Below are 23,941 nucleotides of genomic sequence, written 5' to 3'. Positions count from 1 at the left end.
AGTTGGTCGGTGGATCGGTTGTTGCAAAGTACTGAATACCGTGGAGTTGAGGGGAAAATGTAATCGAGGCATTTCACCAGTATGCAGAAGAGATGGTTTGATGCCTTTATATCTGCGCCAATGTAGTTTCAAGCTGTTCGATGTCGATTGAATGATCCGGAGGATAGATGAGCTCCAACCTGCTGTCTTGTTGCCATTCACTGGTGGTTTGATGGCGTTCTCGTGCTGTGTGGTTGATAGCAATCCAACCTTCGTTGGTATGAAGAATGCCTTTGGCACGCAGACAGCCGAGGGCGAACTGGGTGTCGAGCCAGGCAAGCATGGTCGAAAGGTCAAACTGTCTTGCGGGCGGCCAGCGCCAGCCAAGCGCGATACCATCTGCACTGCGCTGGTGGTGCATGCCATAACCTGCCTTTTGGGGGGCTGGGGCAATGGTTGGTCGGTGAGGGCTTGATGGTGCTGGGCGGGGAAAAGGCAGATTGCCAGGTTTGTCCAGCCAGACTATATCCAGTCGACCGTGTTGAATGGCTGTGCTGATTTGCCGTGGTGGTTGCATTGTTGCCAAGTAGTGCTGCAAAACGATCCAGTCATCTTCAGTGGCTTGGTCTGTTTTGCTGGCAATGATGAAATCAGCGGCATTCAGTTGATCTTTTAACAAGGGATGATGGTAGATGCGTCCATCTCGTAGGCTGGTGGGGTCGATTAATGCCAATGTGGCGCCCAATTGTAACGTTTGACGATAGCTGGCATCTTGCAGCATGGTTTGTATCGCGGCCGGATGGGCAAGCCCGGAAGGTTCAATCAGAATACGATCAGGTTTGGCCTGCCGAATCAGGTTGTTCAATCCAGTACGGAACATTGGGCTGCTGACACAGCAGATGCAACCGCCAGGAACCTGCTTGATGCTGATGCCCGGTTGGGCCAGCAGTGCACCGTCAATACCTATCTTGCCAAATTCGTTGACCAGTACTGCCCAGTGTTCATCAGGGGGACACTGGTGCAGTAAATGGCGGATCAGCGTGGTTTTGCCGCTACCCAGAAAACCGGTGATCAGATTGACTGGAATACGTTTGTTGGTGGCAGATTGGGTCATCCTGTTGTAGAAGCTTGATCTGGTGCGATGACAACTGTATTGCGGCCTGCGCTTTTGGCGGCGTACATCGCCTGATCCGCACGCAGGATCAACGCATGACCATTTTCACCTGCACCCAATTGGGCCAACCCCGTGCTGAAACTGATTTCGATGCGTTTACCTTCGCTCAACATGGCATTGTTGCGGAACACCTGATGCAATCTTTCCAGCAGGTATTGAGCACCGTTTAAATCGGTATCCGGGAGCAACACGAGAAATTCCTCACCCCCATAACGTACCAGAATATCGTGATTACGCAGCACCGCCTTGGTGATGTTGCTGACATGAATCAGTACCTTATCCCCTATGGTATGGCCGAACTTGTCATTGATGTGTTTGAAGAAGTCGAGATCAATCAATGCAATGGTCAATCTGCTGTTGTTCTGTTGGCACTTGGTAACCTCTCGATTCAAAAGCAAATCCAATCCTTGGTGATTTTGTGCCCAGTCAATGGATTGTGTTCCAGTGCGTGGCGACTGGCAGCAATATCATCACGCATCAGATGAAGCGCCGTGGTGAGTTGGCACAGATTGCCATGACTGTCTTCAACCGTGTGGTGCATGCTGGATGCTGTACGGATGATGGATTGCAGCAGGCGCACCACTTCGGGGGTGTCTTGGGGTTGTTGCAATGTGTCCAGTGATGTCTTGATGCCGTCGTTGTGATTGCGGATCAGATCTGCCAGATTGCCAGTGGAGTCGGCAGCATCTTCCACTACATGCCGTACCTTGGCTACCAGTTGCAGGTCACTGGACGTAGCGTCGGGCTTGCCGGCAGTCTGGGTGATACCAGCAATATCGTTGTAGAACTTGGCATGGTTTTGCGGTGTAGGTGGCAAACCCAGGTCGGCTAAGCGTTTGAGGACCATGCAGGCGATATCGGCAGGTGAGCTGAGTCTGGAGGCCATGGGCAGAGTTAGGTTGAGCGTCGTAACGTGGTTGGTTTGCCACATGAAGTCGCATTACTACGGGCTCTGAACGTGGTAGGAGGCTGCAGGTCAAAGCCCAGTTGAGGCAACCTGCCTGCCCAGAGATTATAGGCAAAGGCCTGCGTATGAAGCAAAACAGTCATGTCAGATCAATCGGCGTGCTTTGCTTGGCGCGGCGGATACCGGATAATTAAGCTTTGTTGCATTTAGAACCTGTTCAAGGTCTTTTTGCGCGACCACGATCGGGGCGCATGTGCGGCTCAAAATCCTCGTGTATCACACAGACACGCCGGTTTTTGCGCTGCGCATCATCCTGCTGGTGGCTGCTCATCACAGACTTTGAACAGGTTCTTAGTACCATTAACAAACCCTTCTGGTGGTGTTGCGCAGACTTGCCATACGTTTAACCAGAACCGCTTCGCTGAGCTTTGCTAATGGTACGCAATCCGGGTGGGTTCGTTGGGTTTTTGCCCCTGAAAACGATTCGGCCCGTTTACTGTCAACAAAGCCTGGACATTGTTGCTCACCCGTCGGGCGCGTACATGGTTGAGTCATGATGCTGTGATTCGAATCACATTCAACATGCTCAACCTTGCCTTGCCCGGCATTCATGCCAGTTGGTCTCATGCATATCCATATTCTAGGTATTTGCGGTACGTTCATGGGCGGCATAGCCGTCATTGCCAAACAAGCCGGTTTTCGGGTCACCGGGTGTGATGCCAATGTGTATCCACCGATGAGCACCCAACTTGAAGCGCAAGGTATCGAGCTGATTCAAGGGTTTGATGCGTCGCAATTGGACTTGAACCCGGATGTATTCGTCATCGGTAACGTGGTGACACGTGGCAATCCGTTAATGGAAGCTATTCTGAACCGTGGGTTGCCGTATATCTCCGGTCCGCAATGGTTGGCAGAGCAGGTATTGCAGGACAAATGGGTACTGGCAGTTGCCGGCACACATGGCAAAACCACGACTTCTTCTATGTTGGCGTGGATCTTGGAATATGCCGGCTTTGCGCCAGGGTTCCTGATTGGTGGCATTCCGCAAAACTTTGGCCTGTCGGCACGTTTGCCGGGTGAGCCAGTGCAAGAGCCGGGCGGCCGCAGCCCTTTCTTCGTGATTGAGGCGGACGAGTACGATACGGCCTTTTTCGACAAGCGCTCGAAGTTTGTTCACTACCACCCGCGTACCGCCATCCTGAACAACCTGGAATACGACCATGCCGATATCTTCCCGGATCTGCAGGCCATTGAAACCCAATTCCACCATCTGGTTCGTACAATTCCTGGTCAAGGGTTGATTGTAGCCAATGGCAAGGAAGCGAGCCTGGATCGTGTGTTGCAGCGAGGATGCTGGACGCCGACAGAGCGCTTTGGTGGCCAACAGGGTTGGCAGATTGGTACCGCTTATGATGACGGGTTTGATGTGATGCTGGATGGCCGGTTACAGGGGCGATTACAGTGGGCGTTGTTGGGAGAGCATAACCAGCTCAATGCCTTGGCTGCGCTGGCTGCTGCTCGCCATGTGGGTGTTCCAGTGGAGCAGGGCATTGCTGCATTGGCGCAGTTTCAGAACGTGAAACGACGCATGGAAGTACGGGGTGTTGAAGATGGTGTCACGGTTTATGATGATTTTGCTCACCACCCAACTGCGATTGATACCACGGTTGCCGGTCTACGTCGCAAGGTGGGTGCAGCCCGCATTCTGGCGGTGTTGGAGCCACGCTCCAACACCATGAAGTTAGGCACCATGAAAGACCAGCTACCGGCCAGCTTACGCGATGCAGACATGACCTTCTGTTACGGGGCCAATCTGGGGTGGGATGTGGCATCGGCACTGGCTCCGATGGGGGCACGAGCCGCTACTTTTGATGAGCTGGATGCCCTGGTGACTGCAGTTGTGGCGGTGGCTCGTCCTGGGGATCATGTGCTGGTGATGAGTAACGGCGGTTTTGGTGGCGTGCACAGTAAACTGTTGGCCGCGCTGAAAGACCGTGCAGGTTGATAAGACATAGCATGTTCCTTTATTGCAGACGGACAGCGACAAGGCTGCGGCCACTGTCACCGGCGTGACAGTTGGCTGTGCCTTTGTTTGAGGGGGCTGGTGACTACCGGCAGTGACGTATCTCGGCTGCTATCAGCTACCGCTTGAGGAAATAGCACTGGAAGCCCGATTCGGCGACGACTACAACGCATACAAGATGCGTGTTTGCCGTCGGTCGTCTCGTGGGTGCTTCGCCATCCAATCGTTATCAGTCAGGACAAAGCTTAAGTGAACAGCGCTGATGCCACATACAATGGGTATGTCGGGACGTATTTTTCATGAGCAACGTGATATGACGACAACAATGAGGTTTTTCGAGGTGCCTTGCAGTTCCTGCGTGATTCACCCCCACCTATGTCAAAGCATGCTTTGGCCGCGTAATTAAATCATTTGATCTCAGTCGTTTGAGTTGAAGGAACACAGTCGACCTATGTTGACTTACCGTTACCATATCGTAAACGTATTCGCTGAAGCACCATTGACGGGCAACGCATTGGCGGTGTTCGAGTACGCTTACGAAATGAGCGATGAGCTGATGCTGGCGTTGGCACAACAGATGAATCTATCCGAAACAACGTTCATTCAGCACAGTGACAAGGCGCATGCCAAGGTACGTATTTTTACACCAGGGGGCGAGCTGCCGTTTGCTGGCCATCCTGTGCTGGGTTCTGCAGAGGTGGTCAGCCAGCTGAATGGCGGTCTGGATTTGATGACGCTGGAAACGCGGGCTGCAATTGTGCCCATGTGGTTTCGTGATGGCCGATGGTCCTTGCAGGTGCGGGCTGCCACCTTGCGCCGTCCTACGGCATCGATTACCCAGCTGGCCCAGATGCTATCGTTGCCCGTGACAGATCTGAAAGCGAATTCCTTTTTTGTGGATTCGGGCAATGAGCAGTTGTTGATTCGCGTTGGCAGCCGTGAGGCGGTGGCACGTTGTCAGCCTCGGCCGGATGAAATGCTGCAACATGCAGTGAACCGGGCTGGTCTCGCCAAATTGTATGTGTGGCATCGCGACCGCGAACAGATTACGGCCCGCTTTTTCGCCATCGTCAATGGCATGATGATTGAAGACCCAGGTACCGGCTCGGCCGCAGCTAACCTGGGGGGCTGGTTATATGCCCACAAGCAGGTTCCGACCCGGACAGTGATTGTTCAGGGTGAGCAAATCGGCCGGCCTTGTCGTATCTATCTGGAAGTGGACGAACAAGGCCGCGTGTTTGTCGGTGGCCGAGTCATGCGCCAGGGCGCTGGCGAGATCAGGATATAGGCCCGACCATGACAAACTACCGTTTCCACTTGGTCAACGTATTTGCAGAAACGCCGCTATCCGGCAATCCACTGGCAGTATTCGAAGACGCGCAAGGGCTGGATGACGCCACCATGCAAGCGGTGGCACGCCAATTCAATCTACCGGAGGTGGCGTTTGTCTTGCCGCCTACACAACAGGCTGATGCCCGTATCCGGATTTTCAATGCCACTACAGAGACATTGTTTGGTGGGCACCCCACGTTGGGGACGGCCCATGTGTTGAATGTGATCCGCCAGCAGGTAAACCAGCGTGTGGCGTTGGAAACCAATATTGGCGTCATCCCCGTCTGGTATGAAAACGAAATCTGGACTTTTCAGGCCAAAACACCTACCTATCGTGCCTGCAACCTGACGCCGGTACAGCTGGCGACCATTTTGGGCCTGCATGTGCGTGATATTGCCGGGACGGCGTTGTTCGTCAGTACTGGGGCTGAACAATTGATCATCCCGTTGGCAAATCGCGACGCAGTCATGCGTTGTGCACCCAAGGCCCATGTGCTGGAACAGTTTGCAGCCAATCGAAGTGGGCACGCTGCTGTGTATGTGTGGTATCGGGATGAGGCACTGGTCAGCGTCCGTTTCTTCCATACCGATCGTGGTAGTTTGATTGAAGACCATGGCACCGGTTCAGCGTGTGCCAATCTGGGGGGGTGGCTGCTGGCCAATGGCGTGCCGCGTCCAATCCGGCTGGATATCCGCCAAGGACACACCATCAACCGCCTTAGCACCATCCGGTTGGAGGTCGACCAAGCACGCCATATCTATGTCGGTGGTCGGGTAGCATACCTCGGGGCAGGGGAGATGGTGCTGTAGCCGCGTGGTCACTTGTCTCGCTGATGTACCCAGGCATCCATTTGTACATTGATCCCATCCACTTGTACCGCACCGAATGAGGCATTGCCCGGCTTGCCACCAACACGGATGTTGTCCAGCCGAAAGCTTTGGACTGCGGGGTTCCAGACATAATGTAGCTTGCCGTCGACGGTATCCACTTTGATCAGATCAGACAATTTGCCTGGTTGGCCATTGATGGAGACATCAGCCGCAATGACGTCCTTCAGGATGTCGCGCAGACCTTGAATATCGCGCATCAACTGCGGGTCGGCACCCGGTGGGGGTACTTGGCCGGTACGATTTGCCAGTTCCGCATCGGGCACGGGTTCCATCGCATTGGTTGGCAGGCACAAGCCACTGGCCAGCAGCAATCCCATCAATTTTCGCATCGACAACACTCCCTGAATGAATGGGCGTTGAGGCACCCGATTGATTGTCATGAGTTGTGTGGTGGAACGTGCTACCCGTCTTGTGGTGCTGGCGGTGTGATTATCGGTGCCGATATTTCAGCATACCGGGTTGCACCTTGTTTTGATATGGCGCAACCCGGCAGGGTCAACAAGATCAGTTCTTTTCCAACTGCTGCTTTACATACGCCGCTGCAGGCCCGTTAGGCAGCAGAGCCAGATAGGTACGGTAAGCTTTACCTGCCTTGTCAGTATCATTGGCCCTGGTGTAGGCATCACCCAGGTTCAGGTAGGCAACGGCACGGGATGGGTCCATCTTCACCGTGTTTTCGAACCAGCGGGCCGCTTCGGCAAATTTATCCTGTTTGTAATACACATAACCCAGGTTATTGGCGGCCAAGGCAAAGTCCGGGCGCAGTTTCAGGGCTTCGGTAAATTGGGTTTCTGCTTCGGTATACCGTTTTTCCTTGAACAACTGCAAGCCACGATCATTGGCACGTTGTGCCTGTTGGCGTATGGACAGGGATGCAGCGGGTGGCGGCACGATTTTCTGCTCGTTGCCTTGCAGATCCTTCACTACCACCGGTTCCGCTTTCTTCGGTTCTGAAGTGGCTTTGGTTGCTGCCGGGACAGGTATTTGCGCTTCCAGCTTGGTGTTCATCGCAATCGCGTCGCCAGACAACTGGCGGGTGTCCGCATTCAAAAACTCCGTCTCTGCCGGCAGTTCAAACACAAAATCGCCACCTTCCGAGCCGGGCAGGCTGCCAAATGCCGGTGTCTGTTGCGATACATTCGCCACGGTGGGTGCGGTGTAGGCCGCCAGCTCGGTCGCGGTGATCAGGCCATCGCCATTCAAGTCCGCCTTACCTGCCAAGCCTTGCAACACCGTCCAGGTAAACACGGAATGACCATTGGGGCCACCATCCGCCACCATCTGGTCGGCACCACCAGCGGTCAGCATCTGCCGGCCGACGCGTTTGGCGTTTTCGCGCAGAAACGCGTTGGACCCCGCGCCACGCGTCAAACCCAGGCCGCTGTAGCACGCATCCATCACGAACAACACGTGCTTGGCGGTCAAGCTTTCCGCAATGTTCTGAATCTCCGTCATCGGGATAGCATCGGTCGCCAGTTGGTTCGGGTCGGCATCCACTGGGATGATGTAGCCCAGATCACGGCCAGAAGTCAGCTTACGGGTGGCGCCGTGGCCGGCAAAGAACACGAAGATCCGGTCGTTTTTCTGCACCCCGCCGTGGCTCAACTTATCATGAAAGGCGGCCAGAATGCCGTTACGGGTGGCCTCTTGATTGGTCAGCGAGATGACCCGTTCGGATGCGAAGCCAAACTTGTCGATCAATGTCTGGCGCATTGCCTGCGCATCGCGTACCGCATACTGAAGCTTCGGCCATTTGCTGTATTCGTTGATCCCCACCACAATCGCCCAGGAGTTCTCATAGCCGGTCGTGATCGTGGCCTTGGTCGCCGGCGCTTCCTGTGCAGCCTTGGCGATCGAGAACCCTTCGCCATCCCACTGGGCGAATTGATAGCCCTCGGCAATCAGCTGGTCCAATACCAGTGGCAAGGCTTTCAGGGTGCGCTCGTGGATGTCATGGAACAGCACAATCCCCCGCCCTTCCTTATCCACCGTGCGCAAGACGCGGTCCGCAATCGAGGTGGGTACCGGGTCGGCCCAGTCCAGTGAATCGATGTTCCACATCACCGACTTCAGCTTGGCATCGGCCAACGTGGCCAAGCCTTCGCTATTCCGTGCACCGTATGGGAAACGGAATAAAGGCGAGCGTTTTTCATCCACCGCTTTCAACAGTGAATCCGTGTTCAAGATCTCTGCCTTCAGCGCATCGCCTTTTTCTTTCGACAACTGCGCGTGCGAGAAACTATGGTTGGCCAACACATAGCCAGCCTGCATCAGCTTGCGGCTGACCTCTGCCGTGCGGCCCAACTTGGGTTGGCCATCCGCCCCGACTTGACCGATATTTTTGCCCACCTGAAAGAACACCGCCGGCACGCCATATTGCTTCAAAATCGCCATGATCTCTTCGGTGTATTGGCGATGCGGGCCATCGTCAAAGGTCAGCGCGATGGTTTTGGACGGCAGCTCCTTGCCAAAAATCTCTTCACCCGCCGGGGCTGCTTTGGGCTGTGGGTAAGGCATCACCACCCCGTAATCCTTCAAAATCTGCTCGCGGGAATACTCACCCTTCAATTTGGTGACATAGTCATCCCAACGCTCGCGCTTCAGCACAATGGCCCGTTGCTCAAACCGGCTGAAGATCTGGCCCATCTCCTTCTCATAGGTGTGCTCAATCTCCGTCAGCGCATCCAGATCCTCACCAATCCGCTTGTGCAACTTGATCGCCTGCAGCGATCCATCCTTGGAGATCGCCTGCTGCAAAATGCGTAGCACCTCGCGGAAAGCCAGCCGGTCGGCATCGAACAACGAACTGTCCGATTCAACGTAATCCAACAAATTGCCAATGGCCGCAAATCGACCAGGGTTGCTGGCGCCAACCAAGCCAGTCAGCAGCCCCTCCAATGAATTGATCGTGGCAAGCTTGTCATGAAACAACGCCTGCCCCACGCTATTGGCTGCATTACGCTCCTGCTCATTCAGGCTTTTCTCATCCGCCAACAACACAATGATCTTACGGTGGCTGGCCAACACCGCTTTCAATCCCGACTGAATCGGTGCCACATCCATCGCTTGCCCACCTGTCTCCGCTGTGGTCGGCACTGCTTCAACCGGCGCAGCCCCTGGTGCTGGCGTCCGTTTGGCAAACCAATAACCCCCTACAGCAGTAGACACTGCAAGGGCCGAAGCAATAGCAATAAAACGTTTGGATGGCATGAGCGACAACAGCAAGCGGGTGATGGAAACCCGTTATTTTAGCGTGATGGCATGTGGGTGGGGGAGTTTGTTAAGAGCTGATGTTACGCGGCCGCCCGGAATAGCTGAAGTTCGGCATAGGCGGATCGCGATGCGTTGATGAGGAGCTTGCGACAAAGCGCAAAGGGATTGAGCATGCTTTTGATGCTCAGGCATTCGAGCTTGAAGGCGGCGCAAATTGACATGAAGATGTGGTTGCTTTGGGTTCGTACCGTCCGTGTGGGCGACTTTGCCAGGTTGGCATTGGACTTCAAGGATTTGTGAAACACCTCCACTTGCCACCGTTTTTTGTAGGTCGTGGTGATGGCGTCATAGTCGCAAGTCAAGTCACTGCAAACCAGATGCAATATCCCCGTGCTACCGTCCTTGTTTGTAAAGACCTGGCGGACGAGAAGGACTGCTTTCGCATACCCCTTGAGCCAGCCTTGCACTGCGGTTTGTTCTGGAAAATCAAGCTCATCTACTCGTACGAAACGCTTCTTTTCCCTGTCTTCTTCGGACAATGCCACCAGCCTGTTGTCCTTGAGCGCGGCAATGAAATGCTTGCCCTTGCCGGTAATGAAATTGAAGTTCTCCTCTGAGGAAAACCAACTGTCCATCAGCACGAAGCGGAATTTCAAGGCGTTGCGAATACAGGTGTCGATCATCTGGCGCATCATCTCGTTTTTCGTCACCTCGCCTTTGCGTTTGACCTGCCGGGTCTTCAAGTCGCAGTATTGAAACGGCTTTTTCACCAATTCGAAGGCCACAGGAATGGAGGTCCCCTTGCAGTGGTACAGCGCATTGAGCAGGTTGATCCCTTTGACGTTGCGGCCGCTGCAATGGTCGTAGTGCCAGCACATCAACTCGCTCTCATCGGTCCAGGCCTTCTCCTGAATCGTGTCGTCGAAAATCAACACGCCATCCGCACGCTCAACCAGCCTCACCGTCGATTTGACCTGCTGCCACAAGTCCCGCGACGTGTAATCCTGCTCCGATAAAAACCGCGTGATCCTGTCGTGGCTCACCTCGCCTTCAACCATCGCCGATAGTCCCGTCGCAGTCGCCGCGCCAAACGTGCTCAGCAAATAATCTGTGTATAAATCAAGTTCGGCTTTTTTCATTCGGCAAGCCTATCAGATTGGGCTGCGTAACATCAGTTAAGAGGTTGATGTTTGTCTGAGGCGTTTGGTTGCACCTACAAAGATGGCGAGCATGTCGGAAAATCACTATGTCAAAATCGGATGTGAGTATGATGTATTATCAACAGATGTAGCATTTAGTTTTGCAGCAGAATCAGTCTCACCTTTCATCGAGTTTAACTGCTATTTAGCTAAATTATTACTTTCTATGCTTTGAGATATATATTTTAGGCTCAAGGCCGAAATTTCTTACTAGCTTCTGCCATGATTCAATAGCCATTAGGAATTGGATAGAATTAATATCTGTTATTTTACCTATGTCGCGCTCAAGAATGAACCATAGTGAGGCTGTGGTTAGCTTTTCATTGAAGTCTACAGCTCGTTTCTTTATAAGCTGAATGGCATCTTTAGATTGTTCTATATTGTATATTAGTTGATGAGTCTCTTCGGATATCTTAACTGATATTATCTCCCCATCTCTAAATAAATCAGCCATTTCAACTCTGTATTTTGGCTTTCCTTTTTCTACGGCAGGAATATAACTTAATTTCCTATCAAGAATATCATACCCGTAATCATTGCATTGTTTTTCATTGAAATAGGCTTCACGGTAAGTCAGTTTATTTTCGAATTGTTCGCCAGCTGCTATTTTATTCTCTTTATCATCTTTCCATGCAAGGTAATCAGGCTCATTTAAATCCTCTCTGTGATTAGTTTCAATGCTATCGAGTGATTTCTTTAGGTAATCCATGAAGGTTTGATTAAATTTGTACCATTCTCCATTTTTTAGAAAATAATGATAGCCATCATAATCAACTGGAAAATCAATTACCTCCTTAAGGCTTTTTGTAAAACGCCCAGCATCGTCATTTCTGAACTGAATTCGAATTGAGTTAACATCATCTATGTCTTGATGTTGGCTAATAAATTCCATGATATCACTTGCCAGAATTTGATTATTGATATCTTTACTATATAACTTTTCTGCATTGGATTTCTTGTAGGATAGGCGATAACTATAGTCATGGAAGCTAAAACAAATTGCCACGCCATATACATAAAATTCTTCTATTTTTACATTGACATTCATATCCTTAATAGAGTCTAGAAGAATCCTATCTAGCTCTTTAGCTAAGTCATCTTTCACAGGTTCAAGTTTTGGGAGATTGATAACTTCTTTCTGGGCAATGCTGGCGTCGATTCTGTCTAAGATGTCTACCAAATAGTTTGGTTTTTTATCTACATCCATCTGGATAGAGTCAGCAAAAATAATATTTCTATTTCCCCATACTTCCTTTTCGGAGGCCTTCAGTTTTAAGTGATCCACCGATTCACCTGGCTCATAATTTCCTGGCTGAAAATTTTGGTAGGAAGATATATCTTGCCTTTTCGTTCCAAAAAAATATCTACTCTTTTTGAGAAGCATAGTCCTCTCTTCAGCTATGCGCGTAGCCAAGTCGATTCCAAAATCAGGTTGTATAAATTTTGAAAGGTAAAAATGAGACTTTCCTAAGCTAATTGCATATAACTTTTCTTGATTAGCATTGTTTTGGCAAATTAATATACCATATTGAAAAATATTTCTTGGCTCTGGTACATTATCATTAAAAAATTCCCTATATGTGTCCCACCACCAAATTTTATTTCCTTGTGTATTTTCTGAGAAGTAAAATGTCATAGAATATTTCTCTGTGCGATTTGTTTTTTGCTCTTTAAGCCCTACAGAAATTAATTTTTCTTTAAGCTGATCAAATTTGCTGTACTTCACTTTATAGATATTGTAAGTGTTGCTCATTACTTTTCCAGTTATTTAGAGTTTTAAAACATGAATTAGAAATATATTTCTAGTATTTTCGCAAAAAATCAATTCTTGCAAGCTGCCGTAGGTAATGAGCCAGCTTTCTACTTTGGCAAGTAGATTTCAATAAATATGCTCAACTCCACCCCCCAACCGGCGTGGCGACATATTGCCCATTCGCCAACACATGATGAATTCGGTTTAGATGTCGTTGATGCAGACTGCGTAGCGGCACACGTACCTGTGAATAGTGACCAGGGTCTGCGGAACGGGGGGAGTAGATTTTCAAGTCGTGCCAGCTTGGAATGATCTCTACGGTGTAGCCATATACCTCTAACCACCAATGTTCTTCTGCGACACCGTCATCAGTCGGCCAGTGCATACATAAATAGTAGTTGGGCGCATGGCCGTTTTCGATGGTCAGCCCGCACCGTTCGACGGCGCGGCGAATGATCTTTTCGGTGATGTATTGAATAGTGTATTTGCCGCCCTGCCCTAGTTTGGTTCTTTGGCGGTCACTCCAGCGCCTGTCCCAGTAGCCTGCTACTTGATCGCGTGAGTTCTGCACCAGTTGATCCACGGCTTGATCTCCCCCCTCGGCACGAATGGCGGCTACCAATGGGTTGTCGTCACCACGCCCCAGGTTGACGAGGCCAAATTGGTAAGCTACCCAGTCACCACCGTTGGTAATGCCCCCCGTCAGTGCGAAATTTCTACAAGCTTCATTCCTTGCCGCACCGTTAACGGTGCGGGTTTGTCCTGGCGGAATACCTTGTAGCAAAAGCAGATCAGCAGCAGATAGAGCAGGCATTTGGATTTCCTTTCAATCAAGCTAAAGGTTGACTGAGGCACAGGCAAAGTCGGGTAGAACCTGTTCGCGCCACTACTGCCGTGGAACATGATGAATCAAGAGCAAGTCTTGGGGCGTGCCATTGCTATGTATATGAATGAAATACTAAACCTTCCGAAAATATATCGCCAAACAGGCAAGTATCTTTCGTGGGTGAAACTGGTGCGCTGATTGAATGGGAAGATGGCGTGTGTTTGGCGGACGGAGTCAATCAGTCATTCATGCGGCATCTGATGGCTCGTCACGGCGCTTAATGGCTTGCATGGTCGGCATCGTCCCGCCCAAGGCAGCAAGGCGCTTGGCGGTTTGTATGTGAATGAAAGTCTTTAGGGCTGCTTGAATGAGATCCGCTTTGTCCATGGCAGGGCCAGCTAATTCCAGTGCTTGTTCGTACAGTGCATCATCAATGGTGATGGTGATTTGAATGCTCGGCCCTGTCATTGCGGATTGGGGAGATGGGTAGTCTGCCTGGATGGGATGGTGTTGCAGGAGAAAAACCTGCCCGTCAACCCAAGTTCAACGGGCAGGGTGGTTCAGCGCAGTTTGCTGATGTCTTTGGCCTCCCAGCCAGGAAAGTACTTTCTAACCAAGGCATTCAGCTCGACTTCAAATGCGCGCAAGCGGCTGAGTTCGTCCAAGTCGGCAGAGGCGGCTTGTGCCGTGGCGGCGGCGCTGATCATGCCGGCGCCGGCGGTGGCGTTGCTCAGGCGGTCGATGATGATCAGGCTGCCGGTGCTGCGGCTTTCGCGGTAGGGGTCGAATACTACGGAAGCGTTCACGGCGATGCGGCACAGGCCGATTTCGTTGAGGGCCAGCTGTTCGGCGTCCGATTCGGTTAAGGTGTTGACGTCGATGCGGTGCAAGATCCGCTCGACCCGGCCGAATACCTGTTTTCCCGCCAGCTTGAAGGCATATTCCTTGCCGGCCTGTAATGGTGTTTCATTCATCCACACAATGTGGGCGTCGAATGCATTCGATACGTTCGGTTGCGTTTCGTTGGCTTTGACGATCATGTCGCCACGCGAGATGTCGATTTCGTCTTCCAATGTGAGGGTGATCGCCTGGCCGGCAAACGCCCGTGGCAGGTCGCCATCTGCGGTGACCACGGCTTTTACTTTGCTGGATTTGCCAGACGGCAACGCAACGACTGCATCACCTGGGTGAATTTCACCGGCTGCGACGGTGCCACAGAAGCCACGGAAATCCAGATTGGGCCGGTTGACGTATTGCACGGGCAGGCGGAACGAGTTCAGGTGCACGTCTTGGTTGACTTCAATGCTCTCCAGCAATGCCATCAAGGTGGGGCCTTGATACCAAGGTGCTCTGGCCGATGCCGACACCACGTTGTCGCCTTTCAAAGCTGACAGGGGGACGAAATGGATGTCCGGTATGGCCAGTTGTTCGGCAAACTGCAGGTATTCATCGCGGATGCGGTTGAATACGGCCTCGTCGAAGTCCACCAAGTCCATCTTGTTGATGGCGACGATGACATGCTTGATGCCAAGCAAGCTGACGATGTAGCTGTGGCGGCGGGTTTGGGTTTGCACGCCACGGCGGGCATCGATCAGGATGATGGCCAAGTTGCTGGTGGAGGCACCGGTGGCCATATTGCGGGTGTATTGTTCATGCCCCGGACAATCGGCAATGATGAACTTGCGCTTGTCGGTGGAGAAGTAACGATACGCTACATCAATGGTAATGCCCTGTTCGCGTTCTGCCTGTAAGCCGTCCACCAGCAATGCCAGATCGATGTCGTCATCGGTGGTGTTGTACTTTTGCGAATCGCGCTGAATGGCGGCTAGCTGGTCTTCGAAGATCAGTTTGGAATCGTGCAGCAGGCGGCCAATCAGGGTGGATTTGCCGTCGTCGACGTTGCCACAGGTGATGAAGCGCAGCAGGTCTTTGTTCTCGTGTTGTTTCAGGTATGCCAGGATATCGTCGGCGATGAGGTCGGATTGGTGCGACATCAGAAGTAACCCTCCATTTTTTTCTTCTCCATCGAGCCAGCTGAATCGTGGTCGATGACTCGGCCTTGGCGTTCCGAGGTTTTGGTCAATAGCATTTCCTGAATGATTTCCGGCAGGGTTGCTGCAGTGGATTCCACGGCACCGGTCAACGGATAACAGCCCAGCGTGCGGAAACGCACCGATTTGGTTTGGATGCGGGCTTTTTCTTCATCGCTCAAATACTGCAGGATACGGTCATCATCGATCATGATCAGCGTACCGTCCCGTTCGATCACTGGGCGTTCTGCCGAGAAGTACAACGGAACGATTTCGATGTTTTCCAGGAAGATGTACTGCCAGATGTCGAGCTCGGTCCAGTTCGACAGCGGGAACACGCGAATGCTTTCGCCTTTGTCGATTTTGGAGTTGTAGATGTTCCACAGTTCCGGCCGCTGGTTTTTCGGGTCCCAACGGTGGTTTTTGTCACGGAATGAATAGACACGTTCCTTGGCGCGGGACTTTTCTTCATCACGGCGGGCACCACCAAAAGCCGCGTCGAACTTGTATTTGTTCAATGCCTGCTTCAAGCCTTCTGTCTTCATGACGTCGGTGTGCTTGGCACTGCCGGCTGTGAACGGGTTGATGCCTGCTTTCACGCCTTCTTCATTCACATGGACGATCAGTTTCCAGTCATGCTTCTTCGCCATGTGGTCACGGAATTTGATCATGTCCTGGAATTTCCAGGTGGTGTCGACATGCATCAATGGAAACGGTGGCTTGCCGGGGTAGAAGGCTTTCAATGCCAGATGCAACATCACGGCGGAATCCTTGCCGATCGAATACAACATGACCGGGTTTTCGAATTCGGCTGCGACTTCGCGGATGATGTGGATCGACTCGGCTTCCAACTGCTTGAGGTGAGTCAGCCTCTTTTCGTTTAGCGTGATCATGCGTGACAGATAACCGGAACAGGGTGGCATCAACTGCGCGGTGCGCGCAGGCTTTTATCCAGTCCGCCACTTTAACGGATGGGGCGGTGCAAACAAAGACTGGTTTTGCATATGTTTATGACCAAACCGGGTGAGTTTTTTCCGGTTTTTCAAGCTTGATCATAGTGGATGGGTTGCCCGTCCAGCGTGAAATATGGTGGTGGGAATAAGGGGAAAGAGAATTGGTGGAAGGGTGATAGCACGGTGGACCCCAGCTCAAAGAAAAACCCGCTGAAGCTTACGCCGCAGCGGGTTTGAACCTTGGTTGAATCAGAGGGTTATTTGCTGATGGTTACCGGCATCTGTGTGGGGGCGGTGGCAGCAGGGGCTTGTGCCAACAGCAGCTGACCATCCTTCACCGGAATCCGTGGGCCTGGGTCGTAATCCAGACGCAAGGCGCCGACGGCTTCACCCAGGCGATATTTCACGTCATAACCGACCAGCTTTTCTTCCGATTTGGTAGTGGTTTTGCAGCGTTGCTGTGTGGTGGTGTAGGTGTCGCCATCCTGCATGTTCTTCTGGATGCGATTACCTGCATAGCCGCCAGCCACTGCTCCGGCAACAGTTGCAACCGTATTGCCGCGGCCACTACCAACCTGGTGGCCTAGTACGCCACCTACCACGCCACCCAGTACGGTACCGGTGATCTGGTTGTTGTCCTTGACTGCACGGCGATGGGTCACGGTAACATCACGGCAGGTCTGTACCGGGGTCTTGATGGTTTCCTTTACCGGCAGCGCGCTGATCACATCAGCGTATTCCGGCCCTTTCATATATTGATAGCCTGCAAATGCGCCACCACCGACGACGCCAGCAGCCCCTACCAGAATCCCGATCATCATCGACTTGTTCATGATGTTTCTCTCCGTGTTATCGGCACGGTCTGCGTGCCATTCATGATTTGCATTATCCGCCGTATCGCTGAATGACGAATGAATCGGGTTCTAGCAGCCTGTCGGGCTTGAGCGATCGTCGCGAGCCGAGTGGGAAAACGAGGCCGGATTGGCCCGTTTTCGAGGCGCATAGTGGGCCTATGCAACGAGAAAATGGGCAAAAACGGGCTGTTTCTCCCACTGGCGCAGCAGATCAGCCTCAAGTCCGACAGGCTAGCTATTGGGTATGCGTTGCAGACAAGTCTGGTAGCGGCCGTCCACCCGCTTGGCAAACCATTCCGTGGTCAGTTTGCGGGTGATCTTGGGGCTGTTGAGTTTGATTTGGGGCATGGCTTCACGTGGCAGATGGTGGCCCGCTTTCTGGTCAGCCAATTCATACACCTTGCGGTACAGCGGAGTTTGTTCGAATTGCAGGGACTTTTCCTGAGACAGGTCACGGCGGATGTCCGATGTCGATAACTTCAACTTGGGCAGCAGTTCACGCAATGCCTGTTCAGTTTCACTTACGCTGCTCGCGGGGCGTCCGTTCTCATAGCGCAACAGATCGCCATCCAGCGACAGTTTGTCACCACTGAGCTTGCCGACAGCTGCCTGAAATGCGGCATTGCGGCTGGAGAAGCGGCCGGCGTTGTAATCGGCAAAGCGATAGATCATGGCTGGGTAATTGGTGCGGTAATGCAGCAATACTGCAATGCCAAAGTACACGCCACCACGTCGGCTGAATACCTCGTGCCGGATATTGCTTTTGACTGGGTAGGGATAGGGCCAGACGCTGGCGTGCCCTTCCGCGAAATCCACGCTGACTTGCATGGGGCCACCGGTACGAATCGGGTTTTTCATCGGCATGGGCAGGCCCAGCCGGGTGACTTCGCTGGCCATGTCCTCAAACAGCTGATTCATTTGCGTTTCGGTTTTCAACGCGTTGATTCTGGCTTGATAACTGCGACCATCCGGCGATGTTTTCAACATGGCTGCCTGTATGGCAAACGCCGGTATGCCATATTTGCCAGCACGGTCTTCCATCTGCTTCCAGACCATTTTATCCAGCCCTGGCACCACTGGGTCGCTTTGCCAGGTGGATTCCTGCTCGATCACCGCCAAGGCAGAGCAGAAGTATTCTGGCGTGTATGGGATTTTCAAGGCGGTGAAGGCATTGAAAATATCGCTGGCCCAGCCTGAGCGATCCTTCATCTTCTTTGGCAACAAGGCATCCAGCAGCACCCGCCCTTGCCGTTCCTGTTCTGCAGTCAATGCTTTCGGTACCGATGGCACCGGTGCTGGTGGTACTGCGGCAGCCGGTGGTAGTGGCTCAGGTGTGGCGAAAGGCGTGCTGGTCGCTGCCGGTGGCGGTGTGGTTGCAACTTCCGGTGTCACCACGGGTATGGTGGTGCCGATGGTTTGACCATCCACAATGGGCGCGGGTGACATGGGTGCGGTGGCACAGCCGCCGAGGGTCAACAGACCGAACAGCGTGCCAAGACGGGTCTTGCGGTAGGGCATGGGAGGATTCAATAGCAAATGGCCGGAGCATGCCCGGCCATGGTGTCGGTAATTAACCTGGATATTTCATAAATTGACGCAAGTGCCATCACCTCGCGAATTTGCGAAATATCCAGGTTAAACAGCTGCCAGCAGTTCGGCAAATGCCTGTTCGAACAGCTTCAGGCCCTCTTCTTGCAGCACGCGGCCGACAGCGTTCAAATCAATGCCCAGTTTGGCGGCTTCAGTGATCAACTGCTGTGCCGCTTCTGGGTTGGCATCCAGCGTACGTGCCGCCTGACCATGATCGCGGAAGGCCGCCAGGGTTGCACCTGGTACGGTGTTGACTGTGTCGGGCCCAATCAGGGTTTGGACATACAGCACATCGCTATAGGCGGGGTTTTTGGTACCGGTACTGGCCCACAGCAGCGATTGCGGCCGAGCACCTTTGTCGTGCAGGGCTTTGAATGCGCCCTTGACATCAAAACGCTGATGCCAGGTTTGGTAGGCTGCTTGTGCTGAAGCAACGGCCAATTTACCGCGCAGTGCAGCAGCACTTTCTGGCAATTGGGGATCGATTTTGGTGTCGACCCGACTGATGAACACGCTGGCGACCGAGCGCAGGTGATCAACGGGATGCCCTGCCGCCACACGGGCTTCCAGGCCGGCTACATAGGCATTGAACACCTGTTCGACGTGTTCTGCGGAAAACATCAAGGTGACGTTGACGTTGATACCCGCTGCCAAGGTGGCGGTGATGGCCTTGCAACCCGCTTGTGTGGCGGGAATCTTGATCATCACGTTCGGGCGGTTGATGGTTTGCCACAAGCGTTTTGCTGCAGCAACGGTGCCTTCTGCATCATGGGCCAGTGACGGCGATACTTCGAAACTGACATAACCCATATCCCCTTTGCTGGCCTGATACAGCGGCAGGAAAGCATCGCAAGCGGCCTGGATGTCAGGCAAGGCCAGTGCTTCGAAGCGGGCTTCCGGGTCGGTCAGCATGGTGGGCAGTGCTGCCTTTGCGTCGATGTAGCGCGGATCTTTCAATATGGCCTGGCGAAAAATGGCCGGATTGGACGTCACACCGGCCAGCCCATCCTGGTCGATCAACTGTTGCAACTCACCGGACTCGATCAGTCCGCGGGAGAGGTCATCCAGCCAGACTTGCTGGCCGAATTCGCGAATGGCACGCACGCGATTCATCACACTGATTCCTTCAACATTGAAACGGTTTTGTTTACCCGGCGGATTTGCAATGGCCAGGTCATCTAGTCAACACACTATCATAATCATACTGCTGACGGCAGTTCGCCAATCGGGGAAAACAAGCGGGTGGCGGTCTACACGGGTAAACTATGCTTGTCAGCGGCTTACCTTTAGGTTAGAAAGATTCGTGTAAGCATTCAATTCAACTTCGGCTCAGTCGGGGTTGTTCTCACGGTAAATACACCATGCGTCTATTTCTAGCAGAAGATGATGAAATTCTGGCCGATGCCTTAAAAGCTGGCCTATCCCGCAAAGGCTTCGAAGTCGAGCATTGTGCCGATGGTGCGGAAGCGGAACGGTTGCTGATCAACCGGGATTACGCGGCTGCTATCCTTGATATTGGGTTACCCAATGTAGATGGTCTGACGGTTTTGCGGCGAGTCCGTATGCTCAAACCCACGGTTCCGATTCTGTTGCTGACCGCACTGGATGGCCTGGACAATCGCGTTGCAGGGCTGGATGCGGGTGCTGACGACTATTTGACCAAACCGTTTGAGTTTATCGAGCTGGAAGCACGCTTGCGTGCCATTTTGCGGCGCAGTCATCTGTTGCCCCCGTCTGCCCAGCAGTTGGGGCCACTGAAGCTGGACCGCACCGCCCAGCGGGCTTGGTGCGACAATGTGCCGCTGGACCTGTCTGCACGTGAACTGGCGGTGCTGGACGTGTTGATTTCGCAACGCGACCGGGTGGTGACCAAAGAGCAGATCGCCAGTGAATTTGGCTCTGGCAATACCGAAGTGGGGGCCAATGCGGTCGAAGTATATGTGCATCGGCTGCGCAAGAAGCTGGAACCATACAAGGTTGGTATCCGCACTGTGCGTGGCTTGGGCTACCTGCTGGAAGTCGAACATGGCGAAAGCTGAGGCAGTCAAACCTGCCCAGGGCTTGTCATTGCGCAGGCAACTGTTGTTGTGGTTACTAGTGCCCCAGATCGTGCTGTGGTCGGCGGCAATTTATGTGGCGTATACCGTGGCGTTGCGCTATGCCAATATCGCCATCGATCAGGGTTTATTTCAATCCACCCGGGCCTTGGCACGGCAGGTCAAGCCGCTGGGGGACGGGCTGTACATCGATTTTCCGCGCGCAGCACAGCAGATTCTGGAAGAAGAGCCGGATGATCGTGTCTATTACATGGTCAGTACACCGCCTGGTAAGTTTGTGTTGGGCAATGACAAATTGCCGCAACCCACCCACCTCAAAGATCCACAGTACAACCATCCCTACTTCTATGATGGCGTATTGAACGGCCACAAAATCCGTCTGGCGGCCTTGTTTCTATCAATCGGTACGCCCGAAGCACCACAGATCCTGCTGGTACAGGTAGCCAAAGGAGTCGCCCTGCGCGAGCGCATGGCACACGATATTCTGGTAGACACGGTATTGCCACTGTCTGTGCTGATGCTGTTGACCAGTCTATTGGTATGGGGTGGTGTCAGTCATGGCTTGTCACCATTGCGGCGTTTACGGCGCCTGGTTGAAAACCGCACGGTGCTGGATCTGGCACCGATCGAAATCACCAGCGCACCGGCCGAGGTGCGTTCGTTGGCGAGTGCGTTGAACACGTTGATGGCGGCGGTGACGCATAACATCAGTTATCAGCGCCGTTTCATTGCCGATGCGGCACACCAGTTGCGTACACCGATGGCGGGCCTTAAATCGCAAACCGAGCTGGCCTTGAACGAAACCGATCCGCAAGCGTTGAAGCAACGTTTGCAGCATGTGCATACCAGTGCTTCCCGGACTGTGCATATGGTCAACCAGTTGTTGACCCTGGCGCGAGCCGAACCAGACCAGCAAAATGCCATGCCACGTGAGCCGTTGGACTTGGCACGGCTGGTACGTGACCTGGCGGCGGATATCGCCCCGCGCGTGTTGAATCGTGGCCTGGAACTGGAATGCTATGCCGATGTACCGTCACAGATTATTTCCGGTAATTCCACGCTATTGCGTGAAATGCTGACCAACCTGATCGATAACGCCATTCGCTATGCGGGCAAAGGCTGCACCATTACCCTGCGGGTACTGGCCGGTGCCGATAGCACCACGCTGGAGGTTGAAGACAATGGCCCTGGCATTCCCGATAGCGACAAGGAAAAGGTATTCGACCGTTTCTACCGTGTCAGTCAGCAGAGCGAAGGCTGTGGCCTGGGGCTGGCCATTGTGCGTGAAATTGCCAATCGCCACGCAGCAGACGTCACCTTGCGCGACGCGCAACCGCATGGGTTGTTGGTCAGTATTCGCTTCCAGCTTGATCATCGTTGATTCCGGATATCCGTGATGGCGCAATGACGTGCGGATGGGGTATGGTTTTGCCTTCTCTGTTGATGTGGTTTTGCACTGATGGCTGAGCTGACCTTGTTTTCTTTGTTGTTTCTGGTGTCGATGTCTTTCGTGGCGGGTCTGGTAGATGCGGCTGTCGGTGGTGGTGGGTTGATCCAGACGCCTGCCTTGTTCAGTGCATTGCCCAATCACACCCCTGCCACCATTTTCGGCACCAACAAGTTGTCGTCGATTTTTGGTACTGCCACTGCGGCTTTTCGCTATGCCCGTACGGTACGCATCCATTGGCCGGTTGCGTTGCCGGCTGCATTGGCTGCGTTGGTGGCGTCATTCATCGGCGCCCGGTTGGTGGCGTGGCTGCCTGTGCAGTATGTAAAGCCGATGGTGTTGGTGTTGCTGGTGCTGATTGCGCTGTACACCATGAAGAAGAAAAACCTGGGTGATGTGCATGCCCCCTTGCGTAGTGGCCGCGCAGAGCGTTGGTTGGCAATATTGACGGGTACGGTGATTGGTTTTTACGACGGCTTTTTCGGCCCTGGTACCGGTAGCTTTCTCACCTTTGCCTTTGTACGATTCTTCGGCTTTGATTTTCTGCGTGCAGCAGCGACGACCAAAGTGGTCAACGGGGCGACCAATCTGGCAGCACTCGCGTACTTCATTCCAACCGGCAATGTGTTGTATGCAGCCGCAATCCCAATGGCCATTGCTAATATTCTGGGGGCGCAGTTGGGCGCGCATGTGGCGATGAAAGGTGGTACCCAGTTTGTCCGTAAGTTGTTTCTGGTGCTGTGCTGGGTATTGATCGCCAAATTTGCCTACGATATGTTGCGGTAACCACAGATACAACCGTTCAAAGGGACCACCATGACGTTTGAAGATTTTCTACAGCAGGTGCGGTGTGGCGATCAGTATGCGCTGCCGGATGACTGGATGCAGGGGCGGACGGTCTATGGCGGCATTGCCGCAGCGTTGATGCTGGAGGTCTTGTTCAAGCAAGTCCCTGCGGACCGTTCTCCGCGATCATTGACGGTTTCCTTCATTGGCCCTGCCGAACCGGGGACAGTGACTGTACGTACCCAATTGTATCGCTCCGGCAAATACGTCACGCAAGCGCAGGCTTGGCTTGAACAGAAGGGTGACGTGATCGCCACCTTGTTGGTCAGCCTTGGTGCAAAACGTGAATCCTTATTGAGCAAAACCGCCGAAATACCACCGGCAATGAAAGCGGTGGACGCGTTGTCGGATATGCCGTTTGTTCCTGGCGTCATGCCTGACTTTGTTCAACATTTACAGTTTCGTTGGGCAACGGATGAAGCCCCGTTTGCAGGGCAAGGCATCGGGCAGATTGGTGGTTGGCAGCGGTTGCGAGAATGCGGCGATACCTTCGGGGCCTCACACATCTTGGCGTTACTGGATGCGTGGCCAGTTGCCGCATTGCCCCTTTTTCCCAAACCTGCCCCCTTCAGTTCCCTGACCTGGACTGTCGAGCTGTTGTGCGATTTACCCATGATGGTGCCAGCTGACGGCTGGTGGCAGTTTCATGATCGTACCGACTTTCTAGCCGAGGGCTATGCCCATACGCAGGCTCGATTGTGGTCACCCAGTGGTCAACCGGTGGCGCTCAGTCGTCAGACGGTGTCCATTTTCCTGTAAGCCACGCATCCACCAAAAACGATACTGGCCGTTCGAAGGGCTTGTCGACTATGGTGAAACGATGATTGTGTCGACAGTGAGCGTGTCGAAACCCTTTTCTGAAGTATG

At 53.1% G+C, this 23,941-nt stretch carries 21 protein-coding genes; 7 read left to right on the top strand and 14 right to left on the bottom strand.

All coding sequences use genetic code 11. The features are described 5' to 3' along the window. Positions 1-106: 106 nt before the first annotated feature. Genes FFS57_RS15960 through FFS57_RS15950 form a run of 3 tightly spaced genes read right to left on the bottom strand, consistent with a single transcriptional unit; the run spans position 107 to position 2,084 of the window. Complete coding sequence (locus tag FFS57_RS15960; RefSeq protein ID WP_137938804.1) at positions 107-1,093, bottom strand: CobW family GTP-binding protein; 987 nt, start codon at positions 1,091-1,093, stop codon at positions 107-109. Next, positions 1,090-1,545, bottom strand: a complete 456-nt coding sequence (locus FFS57_RS15955) for a GGDEF domain-containing protein (protein ID WP_171013993.1) — start codon at positions 1,543-1,545, stop codon at positions 1,090-1,092. Before FFS57_RS15955 ends, FFS57_RS15960 begins: the two co-directional genes overlap by 4 nt. Continuing rightward, the gene (locus FFS57_RS15950) at positions 1,542-2,084 is read right to left on the bottom strand and encodes a hypothetical protein (protein WP_137938802.1); all 543 of its coding nucleotides are present in this window, start codon (positions 2,082-2,084) and stop codon (positions 1,542-1,544) included. Before FFS57_RS15950 ends, FFS57_RS15955 begins: the two co-directional genes overlap by 4 nt. A 601-nt stretch (positions 2,085-2,685) precedes the next feature. Between FFS57_RS15950 and mpl the strand changes: the two genes are divergently transcribed. From mpl to FFS57_RS15935, 3 genes are all read left to right on the top strand, one after another. Then, entirely contained in the window at positions 2,686-4,065 is a 1,380-nt protein-coding gene (gene mpl, locus FFS57_RS15945; RefSeq protein ID WP_137938801.1) for a UDP-N-acetylmuramate:L-alanyl-gamma-D-glutamyl-meso-diaminopimelate ligase, read from the top strand. 469 nt (positions 4,066-4,534) lie between these two features. After that, positions 4,535-5,371: a PhzF family phenazine biosynthesis protein gene (locus tag FFS57_RS15940; protein WP_137938800.1), complete on the top strand. Its 837-nt coding sequence runs from the start codon at positions 4,535-4,537 to the stop codon at positions 5,369-5,371. 8 nt (positions 5,372-5,379) lie between these two features. Then, a complete protein-coding gene (locus tag FFS57_RS15935; RefSeq protein ID WP_137938799.1) occupies positions 5,380-6,225 on the top strand; it encodes a PhzF family phenazine biosynthesis protein in 846 nt (281 codons plus the stop codon). A gap of 8 nt (positions 6,226-6,233) precedes the next feature. Here FFS57_RS15935 and FFS57_RS15930 read toward each other — a convergent pair whose 3' ends face one another. The 11 genes from FFS57_RS15930 to tal form a co-directional block, all read right to left on the bottom strand. Beyond that, the gene (locus FFS57_RS15930) at positions 6,234-6,635 is read right to left on the bottom strand and encodes a hypothetical protein (RefSeq protein ID WP_137938798.1); all 402 of its coding nucleotides are present in this window, start codon (positions 6,633-6,635) and stop codon (positions 6,234-6,236) included. Positions 6,636-6,810: 175 nt separating this feature from the next. Then, positions 6,811-9,516, bottom strand: coding sequence for a polysaccharide deacetylase family protein (locus FFS57_RS15925; protein WP_137938797.1), 2,706 nt, complete (start codon positions 9,514-9,516; stop codon positions 6,811-6,813). An 83-nt stretch (positions 9,517-9,599) separates the two neighbouring features. Continuing rightward, complete coding sequence (locus tag FFS57_RS15920) at positions 9,600-10,658, bottom strand: IS701 family transposase (RefSeq protein ID WP_137938796.1); 1,059 nt, start codon at positions 10,656-10,658, stop codon at positions 9,600-9,602. A 217-nt stretch (positions 10,659-10,875) separates the two neighbouring features. Continuing rightward, positions 10,876-12,471: a DUF6119 family protein gene (locus FFS57_RS15915; protein WP_137938795.1), complete on the bottom strand. Its 1,596-nt coding sequence runs from the start codon at positions 12,469-12,471 to the stop codon at positions 10,876-10,878. A 139-nt stretch (positions 12,472-12,610) separates the two neighbouring features. Then, entirely contained in the window at positions 12,611-13,285 is a 675-nt protein-coding gene (locus FFS57_RS15910) for a hypothetical protein (RefSeq protein ID WP_137938794.1), read from the bottom strand. A gap of 258 nt (positions 13,286-13,543) precedes the next feature. Beyond that, positions 13,544-13,750: a type II toxin-antitoxin system VapB family antitoxin gene (locus FFS57_RS15905; RefSeq protein WP_137938825.1), complete on the bottom strand. Its 207-nt coding sequence runs from the start codon at positions 13,748-13,750 to the stop codon at positions 13,544-13,546. Between the two features lie 107 nt (positions 13,751-13,857). Then, entirely contained in the window at positions 13,858-15,291 is a 1,434-nt protein-coding gene (gene cysN, locus FFS57_RS15900) for a sulfate adenylyltransferase subunit CysN (RefSeq protein WP_137938793.1), read from the bottom strand. Further along, positions 15,291-16,220: a sulfate adenylyltransferase subunit CysD gene (gene cysD, locus FFS57_RS15895; protein ID WP_137938824.1), complete on the bottom strand. Its 930-nt coding sequence runs from the start codon at positions 16,218-16,220 to the stop codon at positions 15,291-15,293. Before cysD ends, cysN begins: the two co-directional genes overlap by 1 nt. A gap of 317 nt (positions 16,221-16,537) precedes the next feature. Next, entirely contained in the window at positions 16,538-17,113 is a 576-nt protein-coding gene (locus FFS57_RS15890) for a glycine zipper 2TM domain-containing protein (protein ID WP_137938792.1), read from the bottom strand. Between the two features lie 252 nt (positions 17,114-17,365). Beyond that, a complete protein-coding gene (locus FFS57_RS15885; protein ID WP_137938791.1) occupies positions 17,366-18,652 on the bottom strand; it encodes a DUF1615 domain-containing protein in 1,287 nt (428 codons plus the stop codon). Positions 18,653-18,769: 117 nt separating this feature from the next. Then, positions 18,770-19,837, bottom strand: a complete 1,068-nt coding sequence (tal, locus tag FFS57_RS15880) for a transaldolase (protein WP_137938790.1) — start codon at positions 19,835-19,837, stop codon at positions 18,770-18,772. A gap of 248 nt (positions 19,838-20,085) precedes the next feature. Here tal and FFS57_RS15875 point away from each other — a divergent pair, with 248 nt between their 5' ends. From FFS57_RS15875 to FFS57_RS15860, 4 genes are all read left to right on the top strand, one after another. Next, positions 20,086-20,763: a response regulator transcription factor gene (locus FFS57_RS15875; protein WP_137938789.1), complete on the top strand. Its 678-nt coding sequence runs from the start codon at positions 20,086-20,088 to the stop codon at positions 20,761-20,763. Next, positions 20,750-22,162 carry a sensor histidine kinase gene (locus FFS57_RS15870; RefSeq protein ID WP_137938788.1) on the top strand — a complete coding sequence of 471 codons (1,413 nt, stop codon included), beginning with the start codon at positions 20,750-20,752 and terminating at the stop codon, positions 22,160-22,162. The genes FFS57_RS15875 and FFS57_RS15870 overlap by 14 nt, the downstream gene beginning before the upstream one ends. Positions 22,163-22,240: 78 nt before the next feature. Beyond that, a complete protein-coding gene (locus tag FFS57_RS15865) occupies positions 22,241-23,014 on the top strand; it encodes a sulfite exporter TauE/SafE family protein (protein WP_137938787.1) in 774 nt (257 codons plus the stop codon). Between the two features lie 30 nt (positions 23,015-23,044). After that, positions 23,045-23,833 carry an acyl-CoA thioesterase gene (locus tag FFS57_RS15860; RefSeq protein ID WP_137938786.1) on the top strand — a complete coding sequence of 263 codons (789 nt, stop codon included), beginning with the start codon at positions 23,045-23,047 and terminating at the stop codon, positions 23,831-23,833. The last annotated feature ends 108 nt before the right edge of the window (positions 23,834-23,941 follow it).

The organism is Chitinivorax sp. B (genome assembly GCF_005503445.1).
Lineage (GTDB): Bacteria > Pseudomonadota > Gammaproteobacteria > Burkholderiales > SCOH01 > Chitinivorax.
This window is presented reverse-complemented; position numbering and strand designations above follow the sequence as displayed.

Bases quoted from the DNA above. Each gene is read 5' to 3' on its own strand.
- FFS57_RS15960 (WP_137938804.1), bottom strand. From the start codon at position 1,093: ATGACCCAATCTGCCACCAACAAACGTATTCCAGTCAATCTGATCACC.
- FFS57_RS15950 (WP_137938802.1), bottom strand. From the start codon at position 2,084: ATGTGGCAAACCAACCACGTTACGACGCTCAACCTAACTCTGCCCATG.
- mpl (WP_137938801.1), top strand. From the start codon at position 2,686: ATGCATATCCATATTCTAGGTATTTGCGGTACGTTCATGGGCGGCATA.
- FFS57_RS15940 (WP_137938800.1), top strand. From the start codon at position 4,535: ATGTTGACTTACCGTTACCATATCGTAAACGTATTCGCTGAAGCACCA.
- FFS57_RS15935 (WP_137938799.1), top strand. From the start codon at position 5,380: ATGACAAACTACCGTTTCCACTTGGTCAACGTATTTGCAGAAACGCCG.
- FFS57_RS15930 (WP_137938798.1), bottom strand. From the start codon at position 6,635: ATGCGAAAATTGATGGGATTGCTGCTGGCCAGTGGCTTGTGCCTGCCA.
- FFS57_RS15925 (WP_137938797.1), bottom strand. From the start codon at position 9,516: ATGCCATCCAAACGTTTTATTGCTATTGCTTCGGCCCTTGCAGTGTCT.
- FFS57_RS15920 (WP_137938796.1), bottom strand. From the start codon at position 10,658: ATGAAAAAAGCCGAACTTGATTTATACACAGATTATTTGCTGAGCACG.
- FFS57_RS15915 (WP_137938795.1), bottom strand. From the start codon at position 12,471: ATGAGCAACACTTACAATATCTATAAAGTGAAGTACAGCAAATTTGAT.
- FFS57_RS15910 (WP_137938794.1), bottom strand. From the start codon at position 13,285: ATGCCTGCTCTATCTGCTGCTGATCTGCTTTTGCTACAAGGTATTCCG.
- cysN (WP_137938793.1), bottom strand. From the start codon at position 15,291: ATGTCGCACCAATCCGACCTCATCGCCGACGATATCCTGGCATACCTG.
- cysD (WP_137938824.1), bottom strand. From the start codon at position 16,220: ATGATCACGCTAAACGAAAAGAGGCTGACTCACCTCAAGCAGTTGGAA.
- FFS57_RS15890 (WP_137938792.1), bottom strand. From the start codon at position 17,113: ATGAACAAGTCGATGATGATCGGGATTCTGGTAGGGGCTGCTGGCGTC.
- FFS57_RS15885 (WP_137938791.1), bottom strand. From the start codon at position 18,652: ATGCCCTACCGCAAGACCCGTCTTGGCACGCTGTTCGGTCTGTTGACC.
- tal (WP_137938790.1), bottom strand. From the start codon at position 19,837: ATGAATCGCGTGCGTGCCATTCGCGAATTCGGCCAGCAAGTCTGGCTG.
- FFS57_RS15875 (WP_137938789.1), top strand. From the start codon at position 20,086: ATGCGTCTATTTCTAGCAGAAGATGATGAAATTCTGGCCGATGCCTTA.
- FFS57_RS15870 (WP_137938788.1), top strand. From the start codon at position 20,750: ATGGCGAAAGCTGAGGCAGTCAAACCTGCCCAGGGCTTGTCATTGCGC.
- FFS57_RS15865 (WP_137938787.1), top strand. From the start codon at position 22,241: ATGGCTGAGCTGACCTTGTTTTCTTTGTTGTTTCTGGTGTCGATGTCT.
- FFS57_RS15860 (WP_137938786.1), top strand. From the start codon at position 23,045: ATGACGTTTGAAGATTTTCTACAGCAGGTGCGGTGTGGCGATCAGTAT.